Raw genomic sequence first — 12,877 nt, 5'->3', positions numbered from 1 at the left:
TTTTTTTTGCTACTGCTTATAATTTTTGAACTATATGCTTTCAAATTTGAATTGACATAATTTGATGAAAATTGATTTATAAATGTATTTAAGATTATAGATTTTTCAATTAATACAATTGATGTACTCTTGCGATACAAAAGGAAACGTTCTGTGGCATTGTTTTCTTGTTGCTTTGTTAAAAAAAAAACATTTACAAACTATTGACCAATTTTAAAATTATGAAAAAAAAAATTAGGCTCATTTTCGCCTTCCTTGTTTTGCTTGTCCAAACCGTTAGTTTGGCGCAAGCCCAAAATCCAATAATTTTTGCTGATGTGCCTGATATGTCTATGATCAGGGTGGGTAAAAATTATTATATGAGCAGTACCACGATGCATATGAACCCAGGCGTGCCCATTATGAAATCGACTGATCTTGTCAATTGGAAGATCATCAACTATGCTTATGATACTTTGGCAGATCTGCCGGCGCTAAATTTGACAGACAATCAAAACGCATACAGCAAGGGGGCCTGGGCAAGTAGTTTGCGCTACCATAAGGGGATATATTATCTAACCACTTTTGCATACACCACAGGTGAAACTTATATTTTTAAAACAAAAGATATAGAAAAAGGAAATTGGCAGCGAATTTCTTTTAACCCAGCATACCATGACAATTCATTGTTTTTTGACGATGATGGCAAGGTATATTTAATTCATGGCGCGGAAAAACTAAAAATTGTTGAATTAAATGAGGATCTGACAGGAGTTAAACAAGGTGTTCCCGAGCGTGTTCTTATCGAAAACGCCAGTGCTCCAACAGGAAAAGAAGTAGGTCTTGCAGCTGAAGGATCTCAATTATTTAAAGTAAAAGGGAAATATTATCTATTTAATATTTGCGCACCACGTGGTGAAATGCGAACTGTACTTATACATAGGGCAGATAATATCAATGGTCCCTGGGAAGGAAAAGTTGCCTTACAGGATAGGGGAATTGCTCAGGGCGGACTCATTGATACTCCAGATGGACGATGGTTCTCTTATCTTTTCCGGGATCTTGCTGCTGTTGGGCGCGTTCCTTATCTGGTTCCCGTTAGCTGGGAAGACGGTTGGCCTGTATTGGGAGAAAAAGGAAAAGTCCCGACAACATTAGACCTGCCGGCCAGTAAAGGTTTAATTCCGGATTTGGTTGCTTGTGATGAATTCAACCGAAGAAAAGGACAAGCGGCACTTCCTTTAGTATGGCAATGGAATCATAATCCCGATAATGCGCTGTGGTCTGTAACTGAAAGAAAAGGATTTTTACGCCTTAAAACAGGAAGAATCGACACTGATTTTCTTCAGGCCAGAAACACTCTTACACAACGCACTATTGGTCCAACCAGCTCAGCTTCTGTTGCCCTGGATGTTTCCAAAATGAAAGAAGGCGATTTTGCCGGATTCTCGGTTCTCCAAAAAAAGTATGGATTAGTAGGGGTTAAAATTGACGCAGGTCAAAAGTCGATAGTAATGATCACTACTGATAATGATAAGCCTCTCGAAGTAGAGCGAATTGCGCTTGATCAAGAACAAATTTATTTCAGAATCGACTGCGATTTTACCGGTATGAACGATGAAGCTAATAGTCTTTACGCTCTTAATGGGAAAGATCAAGCTAGTTTCTTTTACAGTCTTGATGGAAAAGTTTGGAAACCGATAGGTCGACCTTTGAAGATGAAATATGATATCCCACATTTTATGGGCTATCGTTTTGGCTTGTTTAATTACGCCTCAAAAGAAATAGGTGGTTACGCGGATTTTGATTGGTTCAGAATTAAATATTAAGAACTAAAATGAAACATACCTATAGACTTTTAGCTACACTTATAGCTATCTTAAATTGCTCCATGGGAGAAGCACAAAATCCTATTGTGCAAACTAATTATACGGCAGATCCGGCACCAATGGTACATAACGGCACAGTGTATCTCTATACAAGCCATGATGAAGACGATGCCAATGCCGATGGCAAGGGGTTTAAAATGCTCAATTGGTCACTTTATACATCAACCGACATGGTCAATTGGACAGACCATGGAATAGTTGCTTCTTTAAAAGATTTTAGTTGGGCTAAACAGGACAATGGTGCCTGGGCCGTTCAGTGTATTGAACGAAATGGTAAATTTTATTTGTATTGTCCCACACATGGTGGAGGTATAGGAGTTTTGGTCTCAGATAGTCCTTATGGCCCATTTAAAGATCCTCTTGGTAAGAGACTTATCGATTCCGATCATATATGGAACGATATCGATCCTACGGCATTTATTGATCAGGATGGTCAGGCGTATTTGTTTTGGGGAAATCCCGGCTTGTATTACGTAAAACTCAATAAGGATATGATTTCCTATTCAGGAGAAGTTAAACAAATACCCAATACTATAGAAGCTTTTGGTAAACGCGAAGAAGAAAAAAATAACAGACCTACCACTTATGAGGAGGGACCATGGTTGTATAAACGCAATAGTCTGTATTATTTATTTTTTGCCGCGGGTCCAATACCGGAACATATTGGTTATTCAACCAGTAAAAGTATAACAGGACCCTGGGAATATCAAGGTGTGGTCATGCCTACACAAGGAAGTTCTTTTACCAATCATCCCGGTATAATTGATTTCAAGGGAAAGAGTTATTTGTTCTATCACAATGGTGCATTGCCCGGAGGTGGCGGTTTTACCCGTTCAGTATGTGTAGAAGAAGTCAGGTTTAATAAAGATGGTTCGATTGTGCAAATGAATATGACACAAGGTATTAAACAGAGTTTAAGTCCATTGAATCCTTATGTGAAAACTCAAGCTGAAACCATTGCCTGGTCTGAGGGAGTCAAGTCAATGAGAGACGATGAGGTTGGTAACTTTGTTACGGCCAAACACAACGAGGCTTTTACCAAAGTAAAAGAGGTAGATTTCGGTAAAAATGGCGCTAGGAAATTCACCACAAGAATTGGCACAACGCACAACGGAAATGTTTCAATGGAGATACGATTGGACACTAAAGACGGAGCATTAATTGGAATTGTAGATGTACCGACGCAAAGCAATGATAAATGGGCATTGCAAACAATTGATGTTAAGAAAGTTTCAGGGCTTCACGATTTATATTTTGTTTTTAAAGGAAAAGGCAAGACCGACATATTGTATTTTGATTATTGGAAATTCATAAAATAAGTTTTAACAAAAAGCAATTTGTTGTCTAAAAAAAAATCCCGCAGCCACACCAAAGAATCGTGTGGCTTGCTTGTTTGTAACAATTGTTGTTTTATGTTTTAAAACCTTTTGATAAACTAGGTGGTAACCCTTCTACCTGATGAGTCCTTAGCAAATCCCCAAAGATGTTATTGGATTTAAAAGAATAATCTAAATTAAATTGGTTTTTCAATTTTCCAATCCTTTAATAATTTAAAAATCTCTTTTTTACCGTAGAGTTATTCAAAGATTTTTAGCTTGATTTCACCCTTTGGATGAATCTTTTCTATGAATTAATTTAGGTTTTTAAAAATTAAAAACTTTTAATACTTGTATTGTATATAAAACTCATTCAACTCCATGGCTGATTTGGGGAAATAAAACATGTTATAACTATCGACAAGATGACTGCAACTACAAGTCATCTGAGAGTAAATAGGCGTATCACTTCTTTGTAATTATTTACAGTTCTTTTGATTTATTCTTTCTTTAAAAAATCAACTAATAGTTATTTAGTCCAGAGCATTATCAAGTGTGAATTTAATGTTAAAGACAGGTCATTGTTTAGTGTTGTATAGAAATTGTCGTCTTGTTGAAATGATAATTTATTGTGATATAAAATGTGAAAATGAAATAAATAAAGTTATTTTTTTATTACAAGTGCACTAATTGCAACAATTGATACCGTTTTTAGATACAAAATGGGCCATCTTATGGGATTGTATTATTGTTAATTTGTTCCCAATAGATCAATAATGTATCAAATGAAATAATGATGCCATTATTTGTGTCCAATGCCTTTTTTATGTAAAAATAACCACTTGACTAACTAACCAAAACCAATTAATTATGAATGAAAAACATGTAATTCAACGCTTTGTAAAAGCAAAGAAACTCTTAAAAAAATATGCATTAATAGTCCTGCTTTTTTCCTTTAGTCTGGTATCAGCTCAAAACTCTAATGTAAAAATTACAGGTACTGTATTAGATGAGGTAGAGAGTAAACCACTTTTTGGTGTCAATATTAATCTAAAAGGAGCTAAAACTGGTGTATCTACCGATTTGGAAGGTTCATTTTCTATTGATGCTAAAGTCGGAGAAACAATCATTATAAGTTATCTGGGATATGTAAGCCGGGAAGTAAAGGTTACCGGTAGCCCATTGAGGATTAGCCTTAAAGAAGACCGAAAAGCACTCGATGAGGTAGTTGTAATCGGGTACGGTAAGTCAAAAAGAAAAGATGTAACCGGAGCAATATCTTCAATTGGGGGTGATGAGCTTCGTAAAACAGCACCTGTAACATTTGACCAGGCTTTACAGGGTAAAGTAGCCGGTGTAGTAGTGCAGCAGACTTCCGGTCAGCCTGGAGGTGGTGTTAATATACAAATTCGTGGTCTGTCTTCTTTTGGTAGTAGTTCTCCATTGTATGTAATTGATGGAGTTATAATTGGTCAAAGTTATGGTGGAGCCAATGGTACAAATCCATTAGCAACTATTAGTCCTGCAGATATTGAGTCTGTTGACGTTTTAAAAGATGCATCTTCAACTGCTATCTATGGTTCGCAAGCCACTAATGGTGTAATTGTAGTTACTACCAAGAGAGGTAAAGAAGGAGCTCCGAAAATTTCTTACGAATTCTCAACTGGACTCCAAGAGAACACTAAGCAATATTATACTATGAATCTAAGAGAATACGCTAAGTTTATTAACGACAGGTCAGAAGTTTGGGGCTTTGATAAAAGACCTGAATTTGCTAATCCTCAGTATCTAGGTGAGGGGACAAACTGGCAAGAGGAATTATTCAGAAGAGCTCCGGTAAAAAATCATGTACTTACTTTAAGTGGTGGTAATGATAGAACGCAATATTTGTTATCAGCGGGTTATTTTAATCAGGAAGGGATCGCTTTAGGGTCTGAGTTTACAAGAGGTTCGCTAAGGATAAATTTAGATACCAAAGTTACTAGCTGGTTAAAAGTAGGAACCAGTTTGCAATTAGCTCATATTGAAGAAAATGTAAATTCGACAGGTTCAAATGTTATTGGAGAAGCATTAGGCCAAACACCAGATATACCAGTTAGAAATCCGGATGGTAGTTATGCCGGAGAAGCAAGTAATGAAGGATGGATTGCAAAGCGTGTTAATCCAGTTGCTTTGGCTCTTGTGAATAAAAATACTCCCAAAAGAAATCAGTTGTTTGGTAATCTTTATGCAGAGATGACATTTACAAAGAATTTGACATTTAGAAATGAGGTCTCAGGAAATTTTGATTTTAGTACAACTGATGAATATTATCCTAAATATAAGTTTGGCTTAGCTGAGAGATTAATAAATGAGTCAAAATATAGTTATAATCAAAACTATTTTACTGTTTTTAGAAGTTTCCTCACTTATGCTAAAGTGTTTAAAAATAAATACAACGTCAATATGATGGTAGGGCATGAAGCACAGGTGTCTCAGTTTGAAAATGTTTCAGCATCAAGGAAAAATTTCATTTCAGACGACGTTACCAATATAGGTAGTGGTGATGTATTAACTGTTACCAATGATGGAAAAAAGGGAAATGGTGCACAGGAATCTTATTTTGGGCGTCTTAATTTTACTATAAATGATAAATATTTGTTTACAGCTAACTTGCGTGCAGATGGTTCTTCAAAATTTATATCTGATAACCGTTGGGTAAATACTTATTCAGGAGCATTTGCATGGAGACTAAATAACGAGAATTTTTTAAAAGGCTCAAAAATGGTCAATGATTTAAAGTTAAGGATTGGTTATGGCTTGACTAATAATCAAAATGTTAGAGAAAATGCTTATTTATCAACATTAATATCATCTGCAACAGCCTTAGCGGGCAATGCACAAATTATAACTAATTTAGGAAACCCTAATGTTAAATGGGAGAGTACACAATATAGTAATGCTGGAATTGATGCAAATCTTTTTGGATGGAGGGTTAATCTTTCACTTGATGTCTATAATCGTGTTACAAACAATTTGTTAATGCAAATTCCATTACCATTTTATTCTGGAACAACTGCCGGGTGGTCTCCAGGAGCAATTTATGCTCCATTTATAAATATTGGAGCTGTGAGAAATAGAGGTTTAGATTTTCATATAAATACTAAAAACATGACTACCAAAGTTTTTTCTTGGAGTTCTGATTTTACTTTATCTCATAATAAAAACAAGGTACTAAAACTAAATACTGACGGTGCTTCCTTACCCGGATATTTTAACAATGAAATAGTTGCTCAAACAGTAGTTGGTGGATCTATAGGTGATTTTTATGGTTACAAACTAGATGGAGGTGTATTTGCAACTGCAGAAGATTTTAAAACCCATGCTTTGCCTACTTCAACAAATGGAGTTCCATTACCAATTACGCCAAATTCTGGAGGGGTATGGTATGGAGATCTTAAATTTAAAGATTTGAATGGTGATGGTGTAATTACTGAAAAAGATAGAACGTATTTGGGGTCTCCAATTCCAGTTGTTCAACTAGGTTTTGGTAATAACTTTAATTATAAAGGTTTTGACCTGAATATTTTCTTTAGTTCTAATGTTGGTAATAAAGTAATAAACGCAATGAGAGTTAATGGAGAAAATCCTTTAACTAATTATGGATACTTATCAGCATTAAAAGATCATGCGGTACTTGCTTTAATTGATCCAAATGGTTCGCCTTCAGATGTTAACAACGTATATGTTACTAACCCCAATACCACAATTGTAGGGTTTAAAAATAATAATAGTAACCTAAACAATCGTTTCTCTGATAAATATGTTGAAAACGGCTCTTTTATTAGATGTAAAAATATTACGCTAGGATACAGTTTTCCTGAAAAGTGGGTAAAAAGAATTTACATGTCTTCTTTTCGCGTCTATGGTAGTGTGACTAATGCTTTTCTTATTACTAGTTATAAAGGAATTGATCCCGAGGTGGGTTCGTGGAATCCATTACAGGCTGGAATTGATTACGGTTATTATCCACAATCACGAACATTTACTTTTGGACTTATCGCGGGACTTTAATTAAAAAAATATACATATTATGAAATATTTACAATTCAAAAAAATTTGTGTGTTGTTTGCTGTGTTTTTTGCAGTAAGCTGTTCGGATGATTTTCTTGACCGACCTTCTCTCTCAGAGATAAGCCCTGAAAATTTTTATCAGACAAAAGAACAAATAAGGTTAGCTACGGCGGGCCTCTATGGAGGTAGAGTATGGGCACAATGGAATAATGAGGCATACATTCCTATAGGGGACATATTAAGCGGAAATCTTGTTCTGCCATATGGAGGTGAAGATTTGGTGCAGCTTAACACATTTACGCTTTCAGGAACTAACAATCGTTTATTAATTTGTTGGAAAGGACTATATATTGTGGTGGCTCACTGTAATGTTACAATTAAGGGTATTGAAGATGCGCGGACAACAGTTTCTGAGAAAGATAAAAATGCTGCAATAGCAGAAGCAAGATTCATTCGAGCCTTTGCATACTATCAACTTGTTATGGCATGGGGAGAAATACCTATCATTGAGGATAATTTTAAGTTAATACAAGCTCCTTTAGTAAACAAAAATAAAGTAGCAGATGGTTACCGATTTATTACTGAAGATTTAATTTTTGCTGCCGAAAATCTTCCTAAAACTGATGAGAAAGGTAGAGTTACTAGCTGGTCAGCAAAAGGGATGCTAAGTAAAGTATATTTAACAATGGCTGGATTAGGCCAACAAGGTGGTATGCGTAATCAGGAATATTTAGACAAGGCAAAAAGTTATGCAAAAGATGTAATTGAAAACAGTGGGGCAGTATTACTTCCGAGTTATAAAGATCTTTTTAGAACGCAATTCAATGATAGTCCAGAATCATTATTTGCACTGCAATGGTCTACTACTAATGGTGGTTGGAATGAAGGTAATCAATTATTGACCTACTCGCCAAGTAACGATATTGTGCCTCAAAAATCGTTTGCTTTTGGATCTGCTGATCCGAGTTACGATTTGTATTTAGCCTATACTAGGCAGGATTCCATAAGACGTAAAGTGAGTATTATGCTCCCTGGAGATTATTATGCCGAGTTAAATGCTGCTGGAGGGGGATATACTGCTACTCAGCCAGGGATGAAGAAACATATCATTGGTAATGAGGTAGATAATAATAATTCTGCAATGACCACTTTATCTTCTATAGAGCATAATTCATTACTTAGATTAGCAGATATTTATTTAATATATGCTGAGGCTATCCTTGGTAATAATGGATCTACAAGTGATGCCAATGCGTTATTGTATTTTAATAAGGTAAGAGAAAGGGCAGGTGTTGATCCAGTGACAGTGCTTAATACAGATGTAATTCTACATGAGAGGAGAGTTGAATTTGCTTGTGAAGGACAATACTGGTTTGATTTAATAAGACTCTCTTATTATAATCCTGTTAAAGCAGTTGAAGTTCTTAGTAATCAAAAAAGGGTAACATTTGAGTATGATAAAGCTACTGAAATTGCTAGGCCTAAGGATCCCATAGCAATTATTTCTCCAGCAACCTTTGGCACTTTTACTTTACAATTACCTGCATCAGAGGTGATTGCTAATCCAAAATTGAATCAGCCTTCAGTGCCTTATTATAAATAGTAATAAAAGTATATAAATATGAAAAAATTATTGAATAACCGTATTTGTCATTTGCTGTTTTTAAGCATGATATTGATCGTTACAATGTTTACTGGGTGTAATAACGAAGATGATTTAAATGGTGCTCCTCTTATTACAGCAGTTAGGAATTATGCAGCTGCACCTAATGATACATTAGTGACAAGTCTTGTCCCTGGACAATGGATTGTAATTCATGGAAAGAATCTAAAAGATGCCACCCAGATAAGTTTTAATGGTAGTCCTGTGCAGTTCGATACCGGATTGTTTTCAGATAAAACAGCTGTTTTGCAAGTTCCCTGGTCATTGCCTTTTAATAATATTGATCCTGATGTTGTAAATACTATAAAATTTGTTACCAATGGCGGAACAACTACTTTTAAATTGAATGTAGTGCCGCCGCCAGCTACCATTACAGGTAATTCGATGACTGCAGCGACTAAGGTAGGTGATTCGGTTTATGTTTATGGTACCAATTTATATTTGATAGAAAAATTGACTATAGCAGGTATAGATATTTCGCCGCGTAAAACAGCAGACGATGGTAGTTCTGTAGGATTTGTACTTCCTGCAATTGATGCGCCAATGCCTTGGGCTGGAGAACTTGTTGCTGCATCTGGTAGCTATGAATTTGATGTTTTAATTGTTCCGGAAATTTATGCTGTCTCTAATGCAAATCCTTCGGTAGGGGATTCGATACGGATATATGGTAAAAATTTGAACGGTATTTCAAGTTTTAGTTTTGGAAGTAAGGCTATTACAGATTTCACAGAAGATCCGGAGGGTTATTATGTTAAGTTTTTGGCTCCTGATAAGAACAGCTACTCTAGTGGACCAGTGACCATTGTTAACAGTTATGGAACAGTTTCTACTCCTTATGATATAAATACTCAAAATAACAAATGGTTAGGTCTTTTAGCAAATTTTGAGTGGGGTGATTATTTTGGATTTCGTGGGGATGCTGCTCTTGTATTGGATTATGATATGGCCGTTTTTAATGGTTCGATGGGATCAAATCATAGTCAGATTGCATATTTTAATACTCCTGTTTTAGATGCCGGTGCCAGTAAATATGCTCCATTGGGTAATGCTAATGATACTCCAATTAATAAAAAAAATACATGGATTCCTGTGGGAAATATGTCTGATCCTGTTGAAAACTGGGGGCTTCAATTTGAAATAAGTGTAGCTAAACCATGGGATGGAGGTACTCTTTATATTAGAACTGAATTTGCGGGTGATAGTTTTGTAGCGCGTTATGAGCCATGGAAAATTCCTGGTTCTAATAAGACCCGTGCTTATAAAACAAATGGTTGGCAAACCGTAACGATTCCTTTATCTGAATTTAGATCAAAAGTTGCCGAATTAGGGGATGGTGTATCAGCTGAACGTTTAAACCAATTATTAGACCCTACTGGCGTGAGTAGTTATGATTTTATCCTTAAAAATTTCGCTCCTTTTAAAACAACCACAGGTTTTTATGCTGCTATTGACAATATAAGGGTTGTGAGAATAAAATCAGGTAACTAAAATATTTTAATAACAGATTATTAATAGTTTAATAAAGGCCTGCAGCTATTTCATGAAAGTTAAATTTCCTCTAGGTCTTACATAAAAATTTATTAATTCTAAAAAAAACAAAAAATGAAACTTAAACATTTATATAAAATTGTACTACTGCTGATTATTACCGGATTTGCGGTCTCTTGTTCAAAAGACGGAGACGAAGCCCCACAATTAATGGTTTCAACAAAAACTGTTTCTTTTGAACCAGAAGGAGGTACATCAGAGCAAATCACCATTGAAGCAAACAGTACATGGACTATTGAAAATTCTGGAATATCTTGGTTGCAAATGACCAAGACAAGTGGTAATAATGGGACTACTGTGACCACAATAACAGCTCTAAGTAATGAATCTGGATCATCTCGTTCTGTTATACTAAATGTGGAGGCAGCTAATGGTCAGGCTCGAAGAATTGTGGTTACACAATTAGGTAGTTTATACCCAACATATAATTTGACACCTAAGGCTCCCGATGAAACAGAAATGAGTAGTACGGCGGTAGAACTGGCGGCAAAAATGAAAATGGGAATAAATTTTGGCAATACCATGGAATCTCAAGTCGAAGGAGAGTGGGTAAATGGTAATAAAATTACTGAGGAGTATGTGAAATTTGTAAAACAAAAAGGTTTCAATGCCGTAAGAATTCCTTGTAATTGGGTTTGGAGTCATTTAAGTGATCCCGATAGAATGAAAATTAACCCAGAATGGCTTGCCAGAGTGAACGAAGTGGTTAAATGGTGTGTGCGGAATGATATGTATGTGATGCTGAATATTCACTGGGATAGTGGCTGGCTTGAAAAGAATATCACTCCAGCAAAGAAAGAGGTGGTTAATGCGATGCAAAAGGCACTTTGGGAACAGATAGCTACAAACATGCGTGATTTTGACGAACACCTTATGTTTGCCAGTGCGAATGAACCTGCGGCTGATAATGCCGAGCAGATGTCCATACTCACTAGTTACCACCAGACATTTATTAATGCAGTGCGTGCTACCGGGGGTAAAAATAGTTACAGGGTTCTGGTTGTCCAGGGGCCTCACACTGACCCTAATAAAACTTATGATTTGATGAATACACTACCAGTTGACAAGATTCCTAACAAGTTGATGCTCGAGGTGCATTATTATACACCTGCTACATTTACGATACTAACTAATGGAGATGAGGAGTGGGGCAATATGGCTTACTATTGGGGGAAAGGTAATCATTCTACCCTTGAGCCAGAACGCAATGCCACCTCTGGAGAAGAGGATGTGGTTGATTCTGACTTCCAAAAGATAAAACAGAAGTTTGTTGATAAAGGTATCCCTGTAATACTAGGTGAATATGCATCCTGGAGGCGAACTGCCAGTAACGGTAATTTTGTTCCTAAGGATTTGGATAAGCATAATCAGTCTGTGGATTACTGGGCAACTTATGTAACTAAACAGGCCAGAGTAAATGGCATGGTGCCATTCTGGTGGGAGATAGGCAATATATTCGACAGAAAGAATAATGCAGTACTGGATCAGCCCTTGTTAAACGCCATTATTGAAGGATATAAATAGTAACATAAGGTTATTTATTTGCTTCCTTGAGATTGGTAAAATATTCTCCAGTGCTCAGGGAAGCATTGACTTCTTTGCTAGAGTAGCTTAAAGTATAACTATCAATTGAAATTAATCTTTAACCAGTATCCATTTTTTTGTCAAAAAGTATGTTTAGAAAAAAAATATTATTACCTACAGTCTTAGCTATCTCTTTTTTGGGATGTAGTAAAGATCCAGAAGTGGATAAAGCGATACCACCTGAAGTGGTTACGGAACCAGTCGCGGAAGTCATTAATGATCATTTGGAAGAAAAATTTGCAACTGTTTCTCCCAAACTTCTCACCAATAATGCCAATCCATTATTAGATTTTATGTTTACGGCTGACCCAACAGCTATAGAATATAATGGAAGAATTTATGTGTATGCCACAAATGATCATCAACAGTATGAGAGGGTAGGAAAGGATGGGAAAAATAATTACGGGTATATCCGTACACTGGTTATGATGTCTACAGACGATATGGTCAACTGGACGTATCATGGCCTCATAGATACAGCAAATCTAGCACCATGGACTTCGGTGTCCTGGGCGCCTTCCATTGCATCCAGGCTGGAAGCAGATGGGAAAACACACTTCTATTTGTATTACTCCAATGGGGGTGGCGCCTCAGCAGTGCTTACTTCCACCTCTCCGGTTGGCCCTTGGAAAGACCCATTGGGAAAGAACATAGTGGATCATTCTGTTCCGGGTATGGATGTCGAAAATCCATTCGATCCCGGAGTTTTGATTGACAATCAAGGTAAAGGCTGGTTGGTTTTTGGAGCCGGAACGCCTAAAACAAAATATATGCCCGATAATGCCAGAATTGTCAAATTAGGAGCAGATATGATCAGTTTGGAGGGCAATATTTCAAAGATACCC

Annotated in this window: 7 protein-coding genes; all 7 read left to right on the top strand. The window is 36.3% G+C overall.

Translation table 11 applies throughout. The features are described 5' to 3' along the window. The first annotated feature begins 221 nt into the window (after positions 1 to 221). The gene (locus IRZ78_RS25205; RefSeq protein ID WP_194620222.1) at positions 222 to 1,808 is read left to right on the top strand and encodes a glycoside hydrolase 43 family protein; all 1,587 of its coding nucleotides are present in this window, start codon (positions 222 to 224) and stop codon (positions 1,806 to 1,808) included. A gap of 8 nt (positions 1,809 to 1,816) precedes the next feature. Then, positions 1,817 to 3,187 (top strand): glycoside hydrolase family 43 protein, encoded by a 1,371-nt coding sequence (locus tag IRZ78_RS25200; RefSeq protein WP_194620220.1) that lies wholly within the window; start codon positions 1,817 to 1,819, stop codon positions 3,185 to 3,187. 867 nt (positions 3,188 to 4,054) lie between these two features. Continuing rightward, the gene (locus IRZ78_RS25195) at positions 4,055 to 7,237 is read left to right on the top strand and encodes a TonB-dependent receptor (RefSeq protein ID WP_194620218.1); all 3,183 of its coding nucleotides are present in this window, start codon (positions 4,055 to 4,057) and stop codon (positions 7,235 to 7,237) included. A gap of 19 nt (positions 7,238 to 7,256) precedes the next feature. Beyond that, positions 7,257 to 8,840: a RagB/SusD family nutrient uptake outer membrane protein gene (locus IRZ78_RS25190; protein WP_194620216.1), complete on the top strand. Its 1,584-nt coding sequence runs from the start codon at positions 7,257 to 7,259 to the stop codon at positions 8,838 to 8,840. An 18-nt stretch (positions 8,841 to 8,858) separates the two neighbouring features. Then, entirely contained in the window at positions 8,859 to 10,388 is a 1,530-nt protein-coding gene (locus tag IRZ78_RS25185; RefSeq protein ID WP_194620213.1) for a glycan-binding surface protein, read from the top strand. A gap of 114 nt (positions 10,389 to 10,502) precedes the next feature. After that, positions 10,503 to 11,972, top strand: a complete 1,470-nt coding sequence (locus IRZ78_RS25180) for a cellulase family glycosylhydrolase (protein ID WP_194620211.1) — start codon at positions 10,503 to 10,505, stop codon at positions 11,970 to 11,972. A 149-nt stretch (positions 11,973 to 12,121) separates the two neighbouring features. Continuing rightward, positions 12,122 to 12,877 (top strand): family 43 glycosylhydrolase (locus IRZ78_RS25175; RefSeq protein ID WP_194620208.1); only part of this gene is annotated, 756 nt, incomplete at its 3' end.

This window comes from Flavobacterium sp. CSZ, assembly GCF_015350725.1.
In the GTDB taxonomy this organism is placed as follows: domain Bacteria; phylum Bacteroidota; class Bacteroidia; order Flavobacteriales; family Flavobacteriaceae; genus Flavobacterium.
This window is presented reverse-complemented; position numbering and strand designations above follow the sequence as displayed.

Excerpts from the sequence above, each read along its gene's own strand:
- IRZ78_RS25205 (WP_194620222.1), top strand. The coding sequence starts at position 222 with ATGAAAAAAAAAATTAGGCTCATTTTCGCCTTCCTTGTTTTGCTTGTC.
- IRZ78_RS25200 (WP_194620220.1), top strand. The coding sequence starts at position 1,817 with ATGAAACATACCTATAGACTTTTAGCTACACTTATAGCTATCTTAAAT.
- IRZ78_RS25195 (WP_194620218.1), top strand. The coding sequence starts at position 4,055 with ATGAATGAAAAACATGTAATTCAACGCTTTGTAAAAGCAAAGAAACTC.
- IRZ78_RS25190 (WP_194620216.1), top strand. The coding sequence starts at position 7,257 with ATGAAATATTTACAATTCAAAAAAATTTGTGTGTTGTTTGCTGTGTTT.
- IRZ78_RS25185 (WP_194620213.1), top strand. The coding sequence starts at position 8,859 with ATGAAAAAATTATTGAATAACCGTATTTGTCATTTGCTGTTTTTAAGC.
- IRZ78_RS25180 (WP_194620211.1), top strand. The coding sequence starts at position 10,503 with ATGAAACTTAAACATTTATATAAAATTGTACTACTGCTGATTATTACC.